This window comes from Eubacterium oxidoreducens (genome assembly GCF_900104415.1).
In the GTDB taxonomy this organism is placed as follows: domain Bacteria; phylum Bacillota; class Clostridia; order Lachnospirales; family Lachnospiraceae; genus Eubacterium_C; species Eubacterium_C oxidoreducens.
In genome coordinates, this window is the sequence record NZ_FMXR01000010.1 from 128,453 (window position 1) to 148,560 (window position 20,108).

The 20,108-nt window shown below is 38.2% G+C and carries 19 protein-coding genes and 2 pseudogenes; 1 reads left to right on the forward strand and 20 read right to left on the reverse strand.

Features of this window, described 5'->3' with window-relative positions:
- Positions 1-79 precede the first annotated feature (79 nt).
- From BLS20_RS07615 to BLS20_RS07680, 14 genes and pseudogenes are all read right to left on the reverse strand, one after another.
- Positions 80-1,867 (reverse strand): aminopeptidase P family protein, encoded by a 1,788-nt coding sequence (locus BLS20_RS07615; RefSeq protein ID WP_090173779.1) that lies wholly within the window; start codon positions 1,865-1,867, stop codon positions 80-82.
- A 192-nt stretch (positions 1,868-2,059) separates the two neighbouring features.
- On the reverse strand, positions 2,060-3,307 hold the full coding sequence (locus BLS20_RS07620) for a bifunctional folylpolyglutamate synthase/dihydrofolate synthase (protein WP_090173780.1): 1,248 nt from the start codon (positions 3,305-3,307) through the stop codon (positions 2,060-2,062).
- A 15-nt stretch (positions 3,308-3,322) separates the two neighbouring features.
- Positions 3,323-3,652 (reverse strand): bifunctional adenosylcobinamide kinase/adenosylcobinamide-phosphate guanylyltransferase, encoded by a 330-nt coding sequence (locus tag BLS20_RS07625; protein WP_090173781.1) that lies wholly within the window; start codon positions 3,650-3,652, stop codon positions 3,323-3,325.
- Between the two features lie 10 nt (positions 3,653-3,662).
- Positions 3,663-4,409, reverse strand: a complete 747-nt coding sequence (locus tag BLS20_RS07630; protein ID WP_242870546.1) for an adenosylcobinamide-GDP ribazoletransferase — start codon at positions 4,407-4,409, stop codon at positions 3,663-3,665.
- A 14-nt stretch (positions 4,410-4,423) separates the two neighbouring features.
- Entirely contained in the window at positions 4,424-4,930 is a 507-nt protein-coding gene (locus tag BLS20_RS07635) for a bifunctional adenosylcobinamide kinase/adenosylcobinamide-phosphate guanylyltransferase (RefSeq protein ID WP_090173783.1), read from the reverse strand.
- 21 nt (positions 4,931-4,951) lie between these two features.
- On the reverse strand, positions 4,952-6,004 hold the full coding sequence (cobT, locus tag BLS20_RS07640) for a nicotinate-nucleotide--dimethylbenzimidazole phosphoribosyltransferase (protein WP_090173784.1): 1,053 nt from the start codon (positions 6,002-6,004) through the stop codon (positions 4,952-4,954).
- Positions 6,005-6,051: 47 nt separating this feature from the next.
- Positions 6,052-7,086, reverse strand: a complete 1,035-nt coding sequence (gene cobD, locus BLS20_RS07645; RefSeq protein WP_090173785.1) for a threonine-phosphate decarboxylase CobD — start codon at positions 7,084-7,086, stop codon at positions 6,052-6,054.
- Positions 7,087-7,101: 15 nt separating this feature from the next.
- On the reverse strand, positions 7,102-8,097 hold the full coding sequence (gene cbiB / locus BLS20_RS07650; protein ID WP_090173786.1) for an adenosylcobinamide-phosphate synthase CbiB: 996 nt from the start codon (positions 8,095-8,097) through the stop codon (positions 7,102-7,104).
- A 15-nt stretch (positions 8,098-8,112) separates the two neighbouring features.
- The gene (locus BLS20_RS07655; RefSeq protein ID WP_090173810.1) at positions 8,113-8,574 is read right to left on the reverse strand and encodes a low molecular weight protein-tyrosine-phosphatase; all 462 of its coding nucleotides are present in this window, start codon (positions 8,572-8,574) and stop codon (positions 8,113-8,115) included.
- Positions 8,575-8,596: 22 nt separating this feature from the next.
- Entirely contained in the window at positions 8,597-9,934 is a 1,338-nt protein-coding gene (locus tag BLS20_RS07660) for an ATP-binding protein (protein WP_090173787.1), read from the reverse strand.
- A 115-nt stretch (positions 9,935-10,049) separates the two neighbouring features.
- Positions 10,050-10,281, reverse strand: a pseudogene (locus BLS20_RS07665) (tyrosine-type recombinase/integrase); the annotation flags it as partial.
- Positions 10,282-10,483: 202 nt separating this feature from the next.
- The gene (locus BLS20_RS07670) at positions 10,484-11,029 is read right to left on the reverse strand and encodes a prolyl-tRNA synthetase associated domain-containing protein (RefSeq protein WP_090173788.1); all 546 of its coding nucleotides are present in this window, start codon (positions 11,027-11,029) and stop codon (positions 10,484-10,486) included.
- A 145-nt stretch (positions 11,030-11,174) separates the two neighbouring features.
- Complete coding sequence (locus tag BLS20_RS07675) at positions 11,175-13,745, reverse strand: PEP/pyruvate-binding domain-containing protein (protein WP_090173789.1); 2,571 nt, start codon at positions 13,743-13,745, stop codon at positions 11,175-11,177.
- 28 nt (positions 13,746-13,773) lie between these two features.
- The gene (locus BLS20_RS07680; protein WP_090173790.1) at positions 13,774-14,772 is read right to left on the reverse strand and encodes a nucleotidyltransferase family protein; all 999 of its coding nucleotides are present in this window, start codon (positions 14,770-14,772) and stop codon (positions 13,774-13,776) included.
- Between the two features lie 439 nt (positions 14,773-15,211).
- Here BLS20_RS07680 and BLS20_RS13760 point away from each other — a divergent pair, with 439 nt between their 5' ends.
- Positions 15,212-15,370 carry a hypothetical protein gene (locus BLS20_RS13760; protein ID WP_176762332.1) on the forward strand — a complete coding sequence of 53 codons (159 nt, stop codon included), beginning with the start codon at positions 15,212-15,214 and terminating at the stop codon, positions 15,368-15,370.
- 48 nt (positions 15,371-15,418) lie between these two features.
- Here the strand turns inward: BLS20_RS13760 and BLS20_RS07685 are convergent, their stop codons facing one another.
- From BLS20_RS07685 to BLS20_RS07710, 6 genes and pseudogenes are all read right to left on the reverse strand, one after another.
- Positions 15,419-16,042 carry an ion transporter gene (locus tag BLS20_RS07685; protein WP_242870547.1) on the reverse strand — a complete coding sequence of 208 codons (624 nt, stop codon included), beginning with the start codon at positions 16,040-16,042 and terminating at the stop codon, positions 15,419-15,421.
- 240 nt (positions 16,043-16,282) lie between these two features.
- Complete coding sequence (locus BLS20_RS07690; RefSeq protein ID WP_090173791.1) at positions 16,283-16,471, reverse strand: helix-turn-helix domain-containing protein; 189 nt, start codon at positions 16,469-16,471, stop codon at positions 16,283-16,285.
- Between the two features lie 41 nt (positions 16,472-16,512).
- Positions 16,513-17,313 (reverse strand): Fic family protein, encoded by an 801-nt coding sequence (locus BLS20_RS07695; RefSeq protein WP_090173792.1) that lies wholly within the window; start codon positions 17,311-17,313, stop codon positions 16,513-16,515.
- A 285-nt stretch (positions 17,314-17,598) separates the two neighbouring features.
- Entirely contained in the window at positions 17,599-19,209 is a 1,611-nt protein-coding gene (locus BLS20_RS07700) for a hypothetical protein (RefSeq protein ID WP_090173793.1), read from the reverse strand.
- Positions 19,202-19,615, reverse strand: a pseudogene (tnpA, locus tag BLS20_RS07705) (IS200/IS605 family transposase). The gene BLS20_RS07700 and the pseudogene tnpA overlap by 8 nt, the downstream one beginning before the upstream one ends.
- The gene (locus BLS20_RS07710; RefSeq protein WP_090173794.1) at positions 19,593-19,790 is read right to left on the reverse strand and encodes a hypothetical protein; all 198 of its coding nucleotides are present in this window, start codon (positions 19,788-19,790) and stop codon (positions 19,593-19,595) included. The pseudogene tnpA and the gene BLS20_RS07710 overlap by 23 nt, the downstream one beginning before the upstream one ends.
- Positions 19,791-20,108: the final 318 nt, after the last annotated feature.

Consider the following 20,108-nt stretch of genomic DNA (forward strand, 5'->3'; position numbering starts at 1 on the left):
AATACTTTGGAATACATGAAAAGTTTTTTTACAAATAGAAAAACGGCTTATTTGTAATTAAAAATAAGCCATTTTCCTTTTAGATTTCACGCGTCGCCTTTTTCAGCCACTGCTTTTCTTCAGGACTTAAATGTGGTGAAATGATTCGATATACCAAATCATGATATTGATTTAACCATGCAATCTCCTTCTTGCTCATAAGTGTTTTATCAACTCCGTCCAAATCAAATGGACAATACGTAATGACTTCAAATTCCATAAACTGCCCATTCTCATTTTTGATACCTTCTCGGCATATTAATTCATTTTCCAAACGAATTCCATATTCTCCTTCCAGATAAACTCCCGGTTCATCTGTTGTAATCATTCCCTCTTCCAAAACAGCATCTAAAGCAGCTTCATCTATAACACGCCAACGAAAGCTGTTTGGTCCTTCATGCACATTTAGAATATGACCAACGCCATGTCCGGTTCCGCATTTATAATCCATACCGATTTCCCAAAAAGGTTCTCTAGCAAGAATATCCAGATTCGAACCACGTGTTCCCTTTAAAAATTTTGCATTTGCCAATGCCAGATTGCTCTTCAGAGTAATTGTATAATGCTCCTTTTGCTTTTTAGTCAGCTCCCCAAAACAAAACGTTCTTGTAATATCTGTTGTTCCTTCCAGATAATGTCCGCCCGAATCCACAAGAAAGAAACCGTCCCCTAACTTCACATCACTTTCTTTCGTTGCTGCATAATGCATCATTGCTCCATGTTCTCCGTATGCCGCAATCGTATCAAAACTAAGATCCAAAAAGCCTTCCTGCTTTTTTCGTAGTTCTTCTAGCACCTGTGTCGTGCTAAGTTCCGTCATATGTTCTTTTCCGTATCCGGTCTTTAGATAGTACATAAACCGCGTCATGGCTACACCATCTTTGACATGTGCCAATACCGTATTACGTAGTTCTGTTTCATTCTTGATGCATTTCATCATTTCTGTCGGATTAGGCCGATTTATAATCTCATTTCCTTGAAGGAGCTCTCCCATCCGATAATTAATGATAGACTTTTGAGCCAGTACCCTTCGATCCATAAATTGAGCCAAATCATCATACACGCTCTCATAAGGCTTTCGATTCACCCCGATTTGCTCCAGATAAATGGCCACTTTATCATCGATATTTTCAGGATTTATATATAAAACACATTGATCAAGGTACACAATCAAAAAAGACATCACTACCGGTACATGTTCAATATCCGCCCCTCTAAGATTTAACAGCCAGGCAATGTCATATAAGGATGTCAACAGATGAACATTGGCATGTTCTTCTTTCATCTTCTTGCGAAGACGTTCAATTTTATCTAAAGCTGTCTCCCCGGCATATGACTCCTCTAAGATCCACACCTTGCCGGAGGGAAGCTGCGGTCTGTCATTCCAAATCAAATCTACCAAATCTTCCGCCGTATAGATGCTGCCATGCTTTTGCCCGGTCAATTTTAGATAGGTCTCTCCTAATTTGGCACTAACCACCCGGCCGTCAAATCCAAGGATATCTCCCTCTTTAAGATGTTCGGTCAAAAATTCCGAAATTGTCGGCACGCCCTCTACTCCAATGCGCATGAGCTCTATGTCGCTTTCCTCAAGCTGCCTCTTCGCCTGTACAAAATATCTTCCATCTGTCCACAGATAAGCTTTTTCTATACCAACAAGCAAGGTTCCTGCCGAACCGGTAAATCCGCTCATATAGCTGCGTTCTTTAAAATGTTCCCCAACATATTCCGATTGATGAAAGTCCGAGGTTGGAATCAAATAATAAGAAATATTCCTCCCTCTCATTAATGTTCTTAATTGTTCTAATCGTTTGGTTATAGTATTCATAACATTTCTTACTCAGCAAGATAATCTATATAGTCTGACTCATCTGCAAACAGCATATAATCTCCATTTACATAACCCATGTATCCTGCTTCAACTGTATATCCTTTCATGACCATCGCTCCTTACCTTTACCAAGAATCTTACTTTCTTATCTAAAGTAAGGATACGTGATTTTAAGTCCCATATTTAGGGCTAAATATCTCCAAGAACTTCCCCTGCAAAATAAAGTGAGCCGATAAGAACCCATTTTTCATCCACTTTTTGCATTCCGATCGCTTCTTCTAGAGATGATACTGCAATGGCATCTATTCCTTCTTCACGTATTTCAGCTGCCAGTTCCTCCGCTTTTTTAGCTCTTTCTTCCATCAACGTAATTGTGACAAAACGATCTGCTATCGGTGCTAAAATACGTACCATTTCCATATAATCCTTATCCCCCATAACCCCCATCACAAAGGTAAAACGTTCACGGCGCATCCATTTTGTTAATGTTTCTGAAAGTGCTCTAACCCCATCAGGATTGTGCGCTCCATCCAGCAACAAATAAGGATATCTTGAAATTATCTGCATTCTTCCCGGCCAAACCACTTCTCTTAATCCTTGCCGAACTGCGTCTTCGTCGATACAAAATCCTTCATCTTGCAGACAATGAATCGTCTCTAAAACAGTATATGCATTTTCCACTTGATAAAATCCATATAGAGCTAATTCAAATCTTTTACCTGCATAAATAAATTCCTGCATATTTGAATTATTTAATCCAAGACTCTCTACTTCAAGATCTTGGGAGCTATACATTCGACATTGTTTCTGTTTCGTCTGCTGCAAAAGTACCTGATAAACTTCCTCCTTTTGCATTCCGATCACCACAGGTCGTCCGGGTTTTATAATACCGGCTTTTTCTTTTGCAATATCAGTCAAATTATCACCAAGAATTTTCATATGATCTAAGCCAATTCTCGTAATAACACTACACAATGGATACTTCACTACATTAGTCGAATCCAATCTACCGCCAAGCCCTGTCTCAAGAACAATTATGTCACAATTTTGTTCAATAAAATACTGCATGGCGATTAAAAAAGAATAGTCAAAAAAAGTTAGCGTCACACCAAAATCACCATGCAGCAGCTTCTCGCCAATTCTAAGCGTATCGTCATTTGAAATCGATTGTCCATTAACCGCGATACGTTCTGTAAATTCAATCAGATGCGGAGAGGTGAATCTTCCCACCCGATATCCTGCACTAATTAAAATCTGTGTAAGCATTGCCGCAACCGATCCTTTTCCGTTCGTTCCGGCAATATGAATAATCTTCAAATTGTCCAGGCAAATTCCAAGTTTATCAAGCACTATACCACTTACTTCCACCCCCGGCATCCGGTCAAATCTTCTTGCTTTTTCAATTGTTTTAATCAATTCTTCATATGTCATAATCATTCACTATCCATCTTGTTATTTAATTCGCATTGCCACACCCATTATAACGCGATAAACAGCAGTTGCCCGCATCGCCCATCGGCATCCGATCCGGCCACACACTTCCCGATATTCACGTTCAAATGCATCCATCGGAATAATCCCACTCCCCATTTCTTCCAAGGTAATCACAGAATCCGGATGTGTATTCATAAAAACATCCGCTTCTAGATACGGGTCTTTTCCTTCCTTCATCCATTCCAAAATCACATCCTGCATATTCAGATAGATCTGCGATGTATCCGGACACATTTTTCGTGCTAATGCTTCCTTTCCCTGAAAGGCTCCACCTACAATCAAAATCATGTTTCTTCTCCTAGTATACCACTAGCTGCACAATTGTAACAGCCACCGCCATAAACAGTTCGCACAACTGCAAGAAAAAACCCTGTGTATCTCCTGTAATTCCACCAAAGATTTTTTGCGTCATTATCCGGTAAATTCCTAAAAACAAGGCCGCTACAATTGCCGCTGTCATCCCCAATGCAAGATCCATCTCTACCATTCCTACACAAAGGAGCAAACTTTCTATTACCAAAACAATCTTTACTTTCTTTTTCGCCAATCTGTCTGCAAAAAGATATACCAATCCGCTCCCTTTCGCCAAAGGAAATGAAGCAACCCCAAATCCAGACAATGCCCGGCTAAGGATAAATCCAAGTCCCAATACATAGATTGCTTGCACATTCACCTGGGTTAAGACTCCAAAATAAGCCAAAAAATAAACACAGCAAACAATGATTGCAAACGCGCCCGCGTGCGTGTCTTTCATAATCTCCAGACGTTTTTCCTGCGTCTGATAACTACTAATTGCATCTGCCGTATCCAAAAGTCCATCTAGATGAATCCCTCCTGTAATCAAAACCGGAATCAACACCAATCCAACTGAACGCAAGATGTCACCTGCCTCAAGCATGAAAGAAATATCAAACCAAATCCACTCTAGCAACCCAATCACAGCTCCAACAAGCGGAAAAAAGCACATGGTATATCTCATATTTTCTTCTGTCCATTCCATCTTTGGAACAGGTATTTTAGAATACATTGATAACGCGATTATCATACTTTTAAACACATTCATTTTACTTTCAATCCAATCCCAAACACAACTTCATAAATCCTGTCGGCCTTCTTCGCCATCCGACAATTAACATCTGCAAGTACCTTCCTATAATCCATCGTCATCTTATTATATACGATTCCATCTGAAAACACATCATTTGTCACAACCACAAGTTGTTTTGTTTTTTGTTGTAACTTCTCCATACTCGTTAAGATATACTCCGTAGTGTTTTCGTGCTCTGCTTCGCCAAACATCTCATTTGCAACAAGATTGGACAGGCATTCTACAAGTGCAACATCTACCGTTTCCTGCAACGCATTATGAATATCTACATATTGTTCAATTGTGACAAATCCTTTTCCTGCCCGCATTGTTTTGTGACGTGCAATTCGCTGTTTTGCCTCTTCTCCATATGGCTGCATTGTTGCTATATAATATCTTTTCCCATTTTCCTTCCCACATAACATCTCAGCATATTCCGACTTGCCGCTTCCGCTTCCTCCATAAACCAATGTAAGCATTCTTCATTCTCCTAACTGCTACTATATAAGTGGCCGATATGTATCAACCCCAATTTCATCGAAACTGCTCATGTTGTAATAAATATCAGCTGCCATGTCAAGAATCGGAAATGTTGCCACCGCTCCACTTCCTTCTCCTAAACTCATATCCATCGTCAGCATAGCTTCCTTTTCTAATGCCTGCAATACACTTGTCATTGCCGGTTCTTTTGAAATATGCGACGCAATCATATACTCTTTGGTCAAAGGATTGATTCGCGTTGCGACCAATGCTGCCACTGCAGAAATAAAACCATCAATCAATACCGGAATGCCATAGATTGCACCACCCAAAAACACACCACTAAGACCGGCAATGTCTAGCCCTCCGACTTTTCTTAATACATCAATCGGATCTTGAGCATCCGGCTTGTTTACTTTAATTCCCTGTTCAATTGCTGCTATCTTGCGCTGCAAACCTTCGGTAGAAAGACCGGCACCTCGGCCTGTAATAAGCTTAGGATCCTTTTGTAAAAGAACCGACGCAACCGCACTGCTTGTCGTTGTATTGCCTATGCCCATCTCCCCGGTTGCAAGAATCTTATAACCGGCTTCGCGAAGTTCCTTTACCAGATTAATTCCCTGACAAATAGCATAAACTGCCTGCTCTTTGTTCATGGCCGGTCCCTTCGCTAAATTCTTCGTCCCATACATCTTCTTCCTTTTTTCTACTCGCCGTGTATCCTTCACCATCCCGATGTCAATAGGGAACAAATCCACCTTGCAACGCTTACACATAATTGCCACACATGATTTTTCGTCTAAAAAATTCTCTGCAACAATACCGGTCACTTCTTGTCCTGTCTGGGTCACGCCTTCTTCAACCACGCCATTGTCTGCACACATAATAATCAAACCTTTTCGAGATATATCAATCTGCTCCGTTCGCTCAATAGCTCCAATTTGTGCCATAATTGTCTCCATTTTTCCTAATGACCGAAGCGGTTTTCCCATTTTATCAAAATGCTGCTGAATCTTCTTATAGATCATCCAATCAATTGGTTCGATATTCTTTATTCTTTCTAACTCCTCCATCTTATTCTCCCGAATTATATCTAAGCTCGACTTCTTTTTTCAAACTCCTAAGTCCTTATCTTTTTTATTGTCTCTAATAGCCTTTGATTCTCATCTTTTGTTCGAACGGCAATCCTATAATACCCATCCGTCAGATTACGATAATTCGAACAATCACGAATTAATATATGATGCTTTTTTAAATCATCTGCAAGATTTTTGGGTCCTTTAAAAAATATATAGTTCGCACTTGGTTTATATACTCTAAAATCTAATTTTTCAAGTTCTTCCCACAAATAGTTTCGTTGCTGTGCAATGATTTTGGCGCAATGCGCTACATACTCCATTTCCTTCATTGCCGTTTCTGCAGCATACATTGCCGGAAGTGATATATTCCAAGGTTGCAACTGTGCTCTTATCCGATCCGCCAATTCTTCACTGCCACTTAGCAAATATCCCAGTCTCAAGCCCGGCATTGCAAATATCTTCGTAAATGCCTTTAATATCACAAGCTTTTCATGTTGCCGGGTTTCTTCTATCAACGAATACTTTTCTTGTTCTTCCACAAAATCCAAAAAGCATTCATCCACTATCATCCAGACATCATGTTCTTTGCATTTCCTTAAGATTTTGTTCAAGAAATCTTTTGGGATTAAAGCGCCCGTCGGATTATTAGGATTACACAGATATATCATATCTATCTTACTTGTAATCATTTGTAAATAATCCTGCCCAAGTCCAAAATCGCAAGCTTGTTGCAGATTATAAAATAAAATCTCACATCCACAACTACATAAGGATTGTTCATATTCAAAAAAAGAAGGTTCATAAATCAATGCTTTCTTTGGCTTTATTGCGTGTGCCATAGCAAATAATAACTCTGCAGCCCCGTTTCCGCAGACAATGCATTCTTTTCTCAATCGGTAATATTCTCCTATTAGCTCACACAATCTACGTGCCTGAGGCTGCGGATAATTTTCCGATTTCCAAACTCCTTTTATAGCTGCCTGCCGAATCGAATCCGGCATTCCGCACGGATTAATATTTGCAGAAAAATCAAGCATATTCTCGTTTGTATATATATCTCCACCATGTATGTACATAAGATTCCTCGTATTCTACAAAAACAATGTTATAAGCCAACGCGCTACAAATAGCATAATCATCGCAAGAGCACTGCTCGCGTACATTAATTTATTTGCACGTAATATATCGAGTCTTTCAATCCTTCGCGTCGCATCTCCAATCGTTGGTTTGTGAATTTTCTTTCCAAAATACCATGCATCTCCAGATAGTTCCACGCCCAATGCTCCTGCCATAACAGACTCAGTCTGCGCACTATTGGGACTAGCGTGTCTGCCCCGATCTCGTATATAAATGCGATAGGCTTCCTTGCGATTCAATCCAGCAAGTTTACTTCCCCAAATCATAAACAAAGCGCTTAATCTGGCCGGAAAAAAATTCCATACATCATCGGTCTTAGCCGCCGCTCTTCCAAAATAGAGATACTCATCATTTTTATAGCCCACCATTGAATCCATTGTATTAACCGCCTTGTACAAAAATCCTAATATCGGGCCTCCTATGATCAGATAAATCATTGGTGCGATAACCCCATCTGATGTATTTTCTGCAATTGTCTCTACCGCCGCTTTTATTACCCCTTCTTCATTTAGTGTCTTTGTATCACGTCCTACTATCATCGAAACAGCCTCTCTACCTTCTGCCAGACCTTTTGTCTGCAATGCTTCAAACACTTTCATACTCTCCACACGAAGGGATTTGGCTGCAAATATGGTATAACACATATAGCATTCAATGCAAACTCCTAACAGCCAGTGAATATATAATCCGATAAATAAAACCGCAGTTGTAACAACTCCGGTAAATAGCAAAACAATTAACACTAATAATATCCCACCAACGATTTCTCCTGCTTTTTTCTTAGGAAGAATTCTTCGCAATATCTTCTTTGTTCCTGCTATCATCCCCCCTATAAGCCGAATTGGGTGCCATCTCCCTTGCGGATCTCCAAAGAGCAAATCTGCAAAATATCCAATTATGATGCTAAATGATATAAATGTCCAATAGTTTATTATTATTCGTAAAATCATGTCTCTAACCTTTATTTAATTCTCAGATTTTGTCAATTCTTCCATAAGTGCTTTGCATCCACAGCTTACATCCCAGTATGTCGTTTCAAAGTCCCCTGTATACCATGGATCGGCTACATTCTTATCCATCCCGGCATACTCCATAAGCTTATGCACTTTTCCCTGCTTATCTTTTGAGATAATTCTGCTTAGTCCTCTTCTATTTTCTTCATCCATAATAATCAGCAAATCATAGGTATCATAGTCCTGACGCCTCACTTGCTTTGCTTTGTGCGGCAAAACCGGTACGCCCTCTTTGTTACATACATGCACAGTTCCCGGATGCGGTCCGCTTCCAATCTCTTCTGTGCTAGTTGCTGCAGAATCTATATAAAACCGGTCCGCCATTCCGGCTTCATTTACCATATGTTGAAACACAAATTGTGCCATTGTAGAACGGCAGATATTGCCGTGGCAGATGAATAGTATTTTTATCATTGTCTTTGATTCTCTCATCCTCTCATAGGTCTTCAATTATAAATGGTAACATGTATATTGGATATAATTTCAACATTTCTCTGTTGCCTATATCTTTTTGTGATAGCAATATTTCCTTTGCAACATGCTTTGAATGCTTTTTCTGAAATTCTGTAATTGATTCATGCTTGCCGATTCCGGATGACTTAACTTCAATCGGAATTATCTTTGTTTTTGATGCAAGCAAAAAGTCAATCTCATAATAGTGAGAACTGTTTTCTTTCTCCCATGTGTGATAATAAAGATCTATATCTAATCCAGTGATTACCTGCGCAACTGCATTTTCGTATAAATATCCCAAATCTGCAGGAAGCGAATCACTTAACAATTTCGTATAAATATTTTCATCCGTCTTTCCTGATGATCTGAAAATCATGGTAGTAAATAACCCTGTATCAGCCAAATAGAGTTTGAACGTATCATCATCTCTCGTTTGAGGTAAAGCAACGCTCGGATTAAGGACATTATGGCATGATAATACCGTCTTTGAATCCAGCAAATCATGTAAACGCTCTAAATCTTTATCGATCTTTTTTTTGCCTGTAGCTGCCGAAATAACATAGCTTCTTTTATCCGTTGCCAACTGCGTTGGAACAGAATCATACATTCTTCCAATCAGTCCAGTATCATCGATCTTGAAGAAATCGTCTTTGTACAAATCTATGATTTCTCTCTTTACTTCATCGATTTCTGTAAAATTCCTGCCTTCCACATAAGCTTCTACAGCCTGAGGCATTCCACCTACCGCCATATAGATTCTAAAGTCCCGCATGAGCTTTTTGTTCAAGGAATTTCCAACCGGCTTCCCAAGCTTATATAAATCCCGCAATACGCCATAGGTATCATTTCCGATGGCCCACATAAATTCTTCATAGTCCATCGGATATATCTGTATTTTCATCTCCTCAGATGGAAGCACTATATCCTTGACATTCTTTTTTATACTGATCAAAGAACCGGTCTCAATATAGTCATATCTTCCGTCCGCAACCAGGTACTTTATAGCCTGACGTACTTTAGGCATAAGTTGAATCTCATCAAATATAATAACAGATTCTCTTTTATACAATGTTATCCCCGTTGCAGTTTGCAATCTAAGAAAGAAAATGTCCAGATTTGCTATGTCATCGAACACATCAAGGACATCCTGTGTTATGTTAGCAAAATCCACTTTTATATATGACCTATACTCCTGCTTTGCAAATTCTTCGGCAATTGTCGTTTTTCCAACACGCCTGGCCCCCTCCAAAAGCACAGAATACTTTGGTGCCTTTTTTTCTTTCCAATATTTTAACTTTTCTAAAGCTTTTCTTTTGAACATGTTATCTCCTCAAAACAGTATTGTTCCGTTTCTCCAAACTTATAAATGGATTATAGTACCATTTCTTCAATATTTCAAGGGCGTTATTCCGTTTCTTCAAAATAATTTTCTGTGTTTAATACCGTTTCTTCCAAATTGTCATCAAGCACATCGTATATGTATTAAGTGTAACACTTATATCAGTGTCCCATGATGTACTGAAGTGTCTTAGGATTCATTCCTGACTTTGCCATCTTGCTGCAGAAGGTATGTCTACATACATGTGGAGTGACGCACGGCATCTGTACCTTGTAAATGTTATTGTACTTCTCTCTGATATGCTGCATATATTTCTCCCAGTGAAGATGTAATAAAAAAACTGCAATGTCATTACAATACACAAATATCTTATGATCCTATCTTAATACCTGCCTCATAAAAACAAAAGTGGCAAAATGATTTGAACCATTCTTGCCACTGTATCTCTCACTTATTACCTTTTTCCCTTGTCTTTCTGCAACAGCATTGGGATCACTTACTTTTTCCTTCAGTTTTCCTTTTAACAATAGTTTAATCCGCTCCCACCAAATGTACTGTCTGATAATCATGCCCTGTTGCAGGCAAGAACTTTTCTATGACATCCGCAGTCTTCAGCTTAAGGCTTGATGTACAGACGCAAGGATGACAGCCCAAGTTCTCATCCTTCAAAACATCCTCATCAATGAGAAGTTTAACCGCGTGTTCTTTATCGTTCATCAGTCCCATGATGCTCACCGCACCCGGTTCAATATCCAGATATTTCAACATATCTTCGGGATTCGCAAAGGAGAGTCTGGCAGAATTAATCTGGGATGAAAGCTCCTTAGTTTTAAACTTCTTATCCCCAGGCATCATGAGCAGGTAAAAGCTGGTTTTCTGCCGGTTGCACAGAAACAAGTTCTTACATATAATCACACCAAGCACGGCGTCGATCTCATTGCAGGCTTCCATATTGTCTGCTCGCTCATGATCCGTTCTTTTGTACGCAATACCAAGGCTATCCAAAAAATCATATGTACGAATCTCTCTTGGCAGTCTTCCTTCTGTATTTTGGGGTCTTCCATTGTATAGTTCCATGCTGTTCTCCTGTCTTAATGCATTCATAAATAATAATATTTTTTCAGAAAATGCGTGCCTGGCCTAAGTTACACCCGGCACCACAAACACGGTTTCATTATAGCACAGCCTTAGAAAGCCAACCAAGAAATCATGCTTCAAAAAACTAACACGTTATTAGCAGATGTTCACTTGCAACATCATTATATACTTCACACTTTCGGTCTGATACGTCATAAATATGAACCACACCTTCCAGCACATCTGAATAATCAAACTCATTTATCAAATCCTTTGAGCTTGTAAGTTTTTCCGGCGAATATTTTTTAGTCTTCTCCCCCTGAAAAATCGCTGTATAAAGAATTTCTGCTTCTACAAGGTCCTGAAATATATGACTACCATAGGAAAGTTCAGGATTATATCCGACCCTGGATTCTTCAGTCTCACATATAATGTCGTACGCGCTTATATCCGCAAATGAAGTCGGTACGCCAAGCTCCGGCGAAGTTGTTCCAACCCTTCCGGGAACTATCAGCATCATGTGCTTATCCATATCTCGATAATGCCAATTTATTTTTCCTATAAGCTTTGCCACAAGATCTTTATCCTTAAAGGGCAGTTCATAATATTTTACTGGATCTACATAGACGATCAGATCAAGTGACGAGGTCTTGGAAATACCCATAGAAGTTCCTACACTTTCAAGCAGGATTCGTTCTTCTGGAATATCTTCTGGCACTACATTTCCAGTTTTACCTTTTTGAACCTGAAGAGGTCTGCATTGAAGCAGATCTATGGAGTATTCTCCATTTTCCGAAATATTAATAGTAAATTCGGTATCTACTGGATACTCATATTCTTCCTGTATACGGTGAAGCATTCTCCTCATTTGATCCATCAGAGGCGAATTTGCTACAAGTCCCTTACAGGAAATGAATTTAACCTCTCTACGCCGTCCCATTTCCCTAAGTCTTGACTCTGCTTCAGTATCATGTTCCAACAGAATCTTCTCAAGATACTTTGGTATATCCTGCTCCATTTTTTCATATGACATTTTCTCCAGCTCACGCGTAGTCATATTAATAACTTCAGCTTTCCCCTGTGAAAACTTATGTTTATCTGCAGATGAGGAATATGATGATTTTTCAGGCATATCCAGATTTACTATTCTTGGATAAGAGCCTTCAGTTCTATCAACCGCTGAGGTTCCAAGTCCCATAACAAGTCTAAGCATTCCCGCAGTTGGATCCGTATCCTTCATTATACGATAAGGGCTGTATGAATAACCGACTCCTGCCGCACAAGGCATATAATAGTTTCCGTAATAGGAGCCTGATACGCGCTGAATCAGAAGTGCCATCTGCTCATCTCGCCCAGCAAGCCCTCGCCTATTTCTATAATCCAGTGCAGAAAGACTCATGCTACTTGCATATACAACTTTTATAGCATGTTCAAATTCGTTCAGTCTTTCTTCAAGACTGCCCCTATTAGCACAAAATACAGATTCATATTTCCCTGCAAATGCATTTCCGAATCCATCCTCCAGGATGCTACTGGAGCGAATTATATAAGGATCCTGACCATAATACTCTATTATACGAATAAACTGCTCTCTCATTGCTGATGAAAATGAGCCTTCCATTATTCTACTCGCAAATTCATCCGCAAGTGTGAAGTATCCCTCCTCTGTTCTCTGCTTTATCCTAATATCCCACAGATTATTATCTACTATATAGGTATAATACATATCTGAACCCACATAAAATGAATCATGCGGTTCAAGCACTTCACTAATATCAGGCTCTTTATTCCTTATGATAGCTCTTGCCAGCAGCATGCCGCAGGACTTACCTCCAATCATGCCAGTTCCAACCATGTGATCACGTACCGCAAAATAGTCTTCAGGAGTAAAATTCTTCTTAACCATCTCTCGCATTTTCGCATCACGCGTCATCATAATATTGCACATTCTGCTACACTCTTTAGTTATATCTATTCCATTTTCCCTGAGCATTTTTACACGAATAAAATATTTATCCCAGGAATCAGAATACTGTTCTTCTGCAGAGCGCTGAGCGAGGCCTAATGTCTGATAAAATCTGCTGGATTTTACGCCATCAAGAATGGGCCTGAATTCTCCACTTTCTGGATTATAGGTATGTGGCAGAAACATAGTATCAGAGTTTCTGTTCCATACCTTTTCAGGCCTTACATAAACATTTTTCTTATCCGAATAAACATCTAAAAAAAGCTGAGTCGTATCAAGGATTTTATTAATCGCCTGAACTGAATGCTTTCCCCTTATTATCGGAAAAAATGCAACTGTATCTAATATAAAAAGAAATGGACAAGTTACACGGAAAAAATTCCCCATCATGAGATCAGTCGCCCATGCAGCCTGAAGTTCAGACAAACAGTCAAAAACATAAAAAGCATCTCTCCCTGCTTTTTCTATCTCATTATGAATATCTACTGTAAATGTCTCAAATCTATGAGAAAGCGGCACATCAATCCGCTTAATCTCAGGTTTCTCCTCCAGCAATGGTTCGTGACTTGCAAATCTGAAATATATGATATTCCTTTTATCCTCTATTGCCTGCTTAATATACGGCTCCATGAAGAGCTTAAACTCAGATAGATCAGATACTCTCCATACAACATTATCCCCCAATCTAATGTTATCAAGAGCTGTATCCATTTCCGATATACCACTACTAATTCTGTCAAATGCCGCCATAGTAACCCCTCTTTCAAAATCAAAAAAACTATAATGATTTTCCTATTCGATCATCCTGAAATCTGGATAAATGCTCGAATGGCAGAATCTGTCTCCCCCTAAAAAGACCACAACCATCATTAATCAGCTGATTATTATAAGCCATAAACATATTTACATTAACTGCTGCAAGATCAAGTTCCTGAAGCTTAATCAGTCTCTCATATGCTTCATCAAAAATTTTACATTTACCTTTCGGAATAATATCTCTTTTGGCACGATTTTCTTCCTGTTGTTTCTCGTATCCAATATGATTTGCTCTACCTATCTCTGCTAGATCATCCATATCCTTAGTTCTGAGCTGTAACTCCGTATAGCATCTTGCAAAATTATCATAGAATGTTATATGAAGAGATCTATATCCTGATGATCTCGGATTCTGAACATAATCTCTATAATAGGGCAAATTATTCTCAGTTAGAAACTTTGATCCATTTATATCAATTAATCCTGAAAGCTCAGCAGTAAATCCTCTTTCCTCGAGAAAATCCGGGATAACATTTGCTATCTCATAAAGATATTTTAGCTCCCGTTCTACACGTTTATCCTGTTCTGACACGTGACATTGAGGCAGTGAAATAACTATGCGATATGCAATCAAATCCCTGAAAAAATTGAGATTATTTTTAATCTCTGCTTCATTCGGATACTTTCCATATGCTAGATAATAATCATAAATATATTCCAATATATAACCATTGAACTTTTCTTCTGCACGTATAAGAGACTTGATACGCCCCTTAAATGTAAATGCAAGAAAAGGATATTTATTTGCCATATACATATAAAACTCATTTATCCTCCGAGATTGTGATGTAAGGAATTCTGTATGTTCAAGAATTTCAATAATCTGAATCAGGAAATTGCTATGTGCCATATCTATTGAATTATGATTTTTAATTGCCTCATCTTTCAAGTCTGCGGAATACTGAAGCAGTATTTTCAGAACAGTATCCCCGGAAAACAAATAATCATTTAACTTAATCATATAAACCTCTTTTTTATATAGTTTTCATATAAAACTTTTGACAATCTATATCATTTCCATCGGTCCACTTATATATAAGCATTTCATCCCCTCCAAAAAAATAAAATAGGCGCCTCATCTTTTAAGATGAAACGCCATTGCTTCCAAAAATAAATCTATCATATTTTTAACATTTGTCAACTTTTATGTTGTGAAAATACCAGTATTGTATATACAGCTATTTCTAATATCTCTGCTTTGATATATTAATGATCCATCGTCCCTTCTGAGACAATCCCTTTTCTGATTATAATACCAAGTTTTCTCATTTTGGAAATATGATATTTTACTATATTGGTATTGTCAACATTACACCCTGTCGCTGTATATTTATGTCCCACTCATTTAACTTCTTTAACGCTCCACCGTTAAGCATAGCGAGAAAACCACCTTTAGATTGATGAATAAAACAATAATTTCCTCATTTATACAATATCATGCCACAGCTGATAAAGAACTGTTTATCATGCTGATTTTCTCAAAGCCTAAAAACATGTCTATCGATTATCGTTCTTATTGTTCTTTCTATTATTCAGTTCGTCCATATATCCAGCTGTAATGATTCCAGCTGGCAAAGCAACTATGGCTATCCCAAAGATAGATGATATCATAGTAATAATTTTTCCAGCAGTAGATACCGCATAAATATCGCCATATATCCCACTGTCGTCAATGAAACTGTTGCCCAGTAAACAGCATCAAAAAATGTTGGGAACGTCTCCGGTTCAACACTTATCACAACCAGTGCTGCGACAAGTATATAACCAACTGCCAATGCACCTACTACAATAAGAGATTCTTTCTGTTTCTTGAATACTTCAATTATGATAGAAATGCTCTTCGAATAGCGAATTGCCTTAAACACACGAAATACACGAAGAGTCCTAAGCAATCGGAATATTTTTAGAATACGAAGTGCACCATTTACAGCTATTAACGATGGAAGAATTGCTAATAAATCGATGATGGCCATCGGAGTTATTGGATAAATAAAATATGACTCTATTCCCCTTTGAAGCTTTTTATCTGCGGTTATAAGTCGAAGAACATAATCAACAATAAAAATTACAGTTGTTATTTTATCAATAACACCATAGTAACCAGAGGTGCTTTTTGCTGCTACAGGTATTAGACTAAAAAAAATAGTAAGCATCATTACAACATCATATATTCGGCTGACCTTATCGCTATCATCTGCTGTTTCTATTATTTCATATATTCTTTGACGCATATGTCTATCTCCCATACAATTATTTTACATACTGTTCTCATTTTTTTCGAGTTCTATTGTTCCTAACAATTCTCTTGTTCTAAATATTTTTAACCTATTATTCCAGCAATTTCTGCAGTAATTTTTCTCTATTATCAGTCAAGATTAACTGATAGATGCTATTATATGATTCAATTATTACTGCCAATTTTTATCACCGTTTTTTCGCCAACTTGGATTGTGGCCTCACTGAGTCCACAATCATTTCTTATCCTGCCCAATTTTACGGACTCTTCTCGGATCTTCCGGTTTCTTCGCATCTTTTAGAATCAACCACATTCTTCCCATAAGAAAAGCTCCTTCGATTCTCCCCTCTTTACAATAAATAGCTACTCGTCTTTGAGAAACATTCCATTTCTTTGCACATTCCGCTGAGGTTAGATAATCCATGCTTTATCCTCCGTAATTCGGTAAAAATACATTTGTTTATATTACTTCTTTTCTAATATGATCCATTCACCTTTTTTATTTGAGCCAATTCGTTTCAGTACGCCCTTTTCAACCATAGACTTCAGGCATCGCTTAATTGTAGAATCCGAACATTCTAATTGAACAGCCAACTCCTTACGTGTCAAATCAGGTGCTTCACGCAAAAGCTCAATTATTTTAAGCTCACGTCCATCTAATTTTATCGGGTCATTTATCAGGTCATCGTGACCCAAGAAAAATTTACCACTAACATGCATTTCTCTATTGTGAAGCTCGTGTTTCTCCTTCAGCAAAAGATTCCTTAAAAACATTTCAAGGAACTCTGTCGTCTCATAGATACCATTCTTTATGTTATTATAATTTGCCCTAACCAAAGCATTTCGAAAATACCAAGAGTGTTCCGCAAACAAATCATTTTCGGCATCAAATCCAAGCGTGCGAAGATACTTTATTAAAAACACAGCTGTCGTTCTGGTATTGCCTTCCTCGAACACATGGATTTGCCAAAGTCTGGAAATAAAAACCGCTAAATGATGAATCACCTCATCCATTGTTAAACCGTTATAGCGAAAATCCCTTTCCTGAGAAAAATCATAATCCAGCGTTTCTCGAAGTTCAGTAGCTCCACCATAAGATACTGTATCTCCATCAAGAACCCATTCCTTTTTCGTGATATTATAATCTCTGATTTTTCCTGCATGGGAATAAATACCAAGGAACAGCTCGCGATGAATAGATAAATATTGTGCAGGCGAAAACGTAAATGCCTTCTCAGATAAGATTTTTGCAATTCTTGCTGACACCTTATCTGCCTCTTCTGTACGCGTCTCATCCTCAGAACGACCGTCTTTACTCTCGTACTGACTGCTCCCACGGGCAAGCCCGCGGGGTTCTGATTACCAAGCGTAGCTTGTAATCGTACACCATTTTCAGGCTTTGGAGTTACAAGTGTAAATCTGTTTGAATCAGGACTTTTATTACCAAGCAGTCCAACGACCACATTACTCTGATAATTACATTATCATCAGAAAGCGGTAAATTTCTGTCTTGCGACAAGGACGTACAGTCAATCGCCCAATATTAGGTTGTTAAGCTACTTTGATTCCGCTGTTTAATATTTTTATCTTATTAGCCTTAATCCATGTGATTAGGGCTTTTTCTTTGTTGTAATGTTTATCAAATTCAGTTATACATTTGTTCTTGTCTATACTTTGTGTCCTGCAATCGTAGCAGTAGAGTAGATATGATGAATACCAGTCTCGCTGCACTAAAGTTCCGTCTGTGAGTTTATACATCCTGTCAGACAATTTCTTTTTGATATAATCATCGGATGTATGGTCATACTGGCTTGCCCTGTAATTATTCGGAACTTCTATATACACGCCACCCGTGACCTTGAACTTCTTTTCTACTGTAGTCTGAAATCCCGAAGGGCATCTATTCTTTATTGATTTACCAAAACGCTTTTTCTTATTGAACTTACCTTTACTGTTCACAGTAGTTTCTTTAGCACGTTTCATAAGTTTGCTTGCATTTTTAGGCTCAGTTACAAAAACATCTCCAAGGCTTCGCAAGTGATTTGCGTCCTCATTTATAGCAAGCTGCCTGTTTGTAGCATTGATACGACATAATTCTGTATGTTTAGCTTTTAGTCTCTTATAATGATTTGAGTATTTCCAAGTCTTACGACCTTTTTTAATAGTGCCATCATCATTATAGTTCTGTGGATTGGTGGCTCTTCTTGACCTGTCCATAGCCCTGTAGAGCAAACGTTCTTTTCTCTCAGATGTCTGGATACTATTACCGCGCTCTGAAAGATTCTTCAATCCGACTTCGGCATTGGATGTATAAGCAACCGTTTGAGTGCCAATATCAGCTCCTATCATTCCTTTGCCGTATATATGTCTTGGATCGCCGTTTTTATCGTATTTTGGCTTCGCCTTGCCTTCAATAGTCAGATGAAGATACAACCTATATTTACCTCTTATCAGTTTAGGAACAAGAGTGGCATAGCAAGGTCTGTATGTATTTATGCAATATGCGTCTTCTACAAGTGTATCGACCGCTTTATCATCTATAATTTTAGGGTTAGCAAGATAAGATAGAACTGCATCCACTTCATCTTGTTGGAACCTGTCATTTACCCGTATACCAAAGATATTATTACTGATTTTGAATTGCAGCTTGTTATCCTTAACAGATATAGGAATGCCACGATTTATCTGTTTCGCCCTGATACATGGAAGCTCTCCGTATTTCGAGAAATGGATAGTTTTCCCATTGCCATAAAGGCATTTTTCTATTCCACGCCAGACATCTTCTGCTTTAGTAAGAGCGAAAACAGCATTTATACCGTATTTCTTTCCTATCGGAATCATGGATTTACGACAAAAATCCCATGTAACATTATATTCAGACTGCATTTCGTTAAGTTGCTTTGCCAAAGTCTTACGCTTGTCTTTATCTTCAGTATCACCATATAATTTTTGCAACCTACGATATCTTTTTGTACGCATAAGCTGGTCATAATTCTTCCTCATAAGACCAATAAGTTCATTACCTGCCTTGCGGATTTTATCAGAAAGAGTCACGACTTTCATGACATCAGAATAAGGCATATCGGTTTCCGCAACCAAGATATGCCTATCGGAAAGTTTATGAAATTGCTTCAAAAATTTCTTATATTCTTCGTCAGTCATATTTTTTTTGTTCCTCAATATACTTCTTTACTGTAGCTTCGCTTATATGTCCTACCGTTGATACAAAATATCCTCTCGATCATAATACTCCGCAACGGGCGTAAAACTGTTTCAACTGCGGATATATCCTAAACATCTCAATAGCACTGATGCTCTTAAGAGTCCTTACAATATCGCATGGGGCAACCGTTTGAGAACAATCTACAAATATATGTATATGGTCGGGCATTACTTCAAATGCTTTAATCTCGTACCCATACTGTTTGCAACTATTGATAAGGATACCTTTTAACGTGTCATCAGCTCCATTCTGTAATACAGAAAATCTGAATTTCGGACACCAGATAATATGGTATTGCGTCAAATACTTACAATGCGAAGCACTATGATATTGTTCCTCGCTCATCTGTACTTTCTCCTAATTGATATTTTTCTTGAATACCTCTGCGCATCAAATCAAGAAAGGTGATATTAGTACCTTCTTCGACAGAATAAATGCGAGCAAGGTTTTCAAGTTGTTCTTTCCATTCAGAAGGAATGGAAATATTAATCTGTACGTTATTACTCTTAGGTCGTGCCATAAATTTACCCTTTCAAAAATTATTTTTAAGACTGCAGGCAGGATTCGAACCACTATGAATTCGCTTTACAGCTGATTATACTAATTCGCTGCGCAGATTATTGTTTTGAGGATTACCCTCTGCCGACTTTACCAATTTGTCTACCTATGCAATATCCTTATACATAGATTGTATATCTATTCTATGTTTTTGACAAATTAAAGAGAAGCGGCTTTCAACCCACACGCAAGCGTGTGGGTTGAAAGCCGCAATTTATAACGTAGTTCTCAAAGAACTTAGAGTAGTCAATCAAAGCTTTTACAAGCTCCGACCTCTAAG

Coding starts and splice junctions, on each gene's coding strand:
- BLS20_RS07670 (WP_090173788.1), bottom strand. CDS start 11,029: ATGGAACTATACAATGGAAGACCCCAAAATACAGAAGGAAGACTGCCA.
- BLS20_RS07660 (WP_090173787.1), bottom strand. CDS start 9,934: ATGTTCAAAAGAAAAGCTTTAGAAAAGTTAAAATATTGGAAAGAAAAA.
- BLS20_RS07680 (WP_090173790.1), bottom strand. CDS start 14,772: ATGATTAAGTTAAATGATTATTTGTTTTCCGGGGATACTGTTCTGAAA.
- cobD (WP_090173785.1), bottom strand. CDS start 7,086: ATGTACATACATGGTGGAGATATATATACAAACGAGAATATGCTTGAT.
- BLS20_RS07685 (WP_242870547.1), bottom strand. CDS start 16,042: ATGCGTCAAAGAATATATGAAATAATAGAAACAGCAGATGATAGCGAT.
- BLS20_RS07675 (WP_090173789.1), bottom strand. CDS start 13,745: ATGGCGGCATTTGACAGAATTAGTAGTGGTATATCGGAAATGGATACA.
- cbiB (WP_090173786.1), bottom strand. CDS start 8,097: ATGATTTTACGAATAATAATAAACTATTGGACATTTATATCATTTAGC.
- BLS20_RS07710 (WP_090173794.1), bottom strand. CDS start 19,790: ATGGCACGACCTAAGAGTAATAACGTACAGATTAATATTTCCATTCCT.
- BLS20_RS07630 (WP_242870546.1), bottom strand. CDS start 4,409: ATGATAATCGCGTTATCAATGTATTCTAAAATACCTGTTCCAAAGATG.
- BLS20_RS07615 (WP_090173779.1), bottom strand. CDS start 1,867: ATGAATACTATAACCAAACGATTAGAACAATTAAGAACATTAATGAGA.
- BLS20_RS13760 (WP_176762332.1), top strand. CDS start 15,212: ATGAATAAAACAATAATTTCCTCATTTATACAATATCATGCCACAGCT.
- BLS20_RS07655 (WP_090173810.1), bottom strand. CDS start 8,574: ATGATAAAAATACTATTCATCTGCCACGGCAATATCTGCCGTTCTACA.
- cobT (WP_090173784.1), bottom strand. CDS start 6,004: ATGGAGGAGTTAGAAAGAATAAAGAATATCGAACCAATTGATTGGATG.
- BLS20_RS07635 (WP_090173783.1), bottom strand. CDS start 4,930: ATGCTTACATTGGTTTATGGAGGAAGCGGAAGCGGCAAGTCGGAATAT.
- BLS20_RS07625 (WP_090173781.1), bottom strand. CDS start 3,652: ATGATTTTGATTGTAGGTGGAGCCTTTCAGGGAAAGGAAGCATTAGCA.
- BLS20_RS07690 (WP_090173791.1), bottom strand. CDS start 16,471: ATGGATTATCTAACCTCAGCGGAATGTGCAAAGAAATGGAATGTTTCT.
- BLS20_RS07700 (WP_090173793.1), bottom strand. CDS start 19,209: ATGACTGACGAAGAATATAAGAAATTTTTGAAGCAATTTCATAAACTT.
- BLS20_RS07620 (WP_090173780.1), bottom strand. CDS start 3,307: ATGATTATGACATATGAAGAATTGATTAAAACAATTGAAAAAGCAAGA.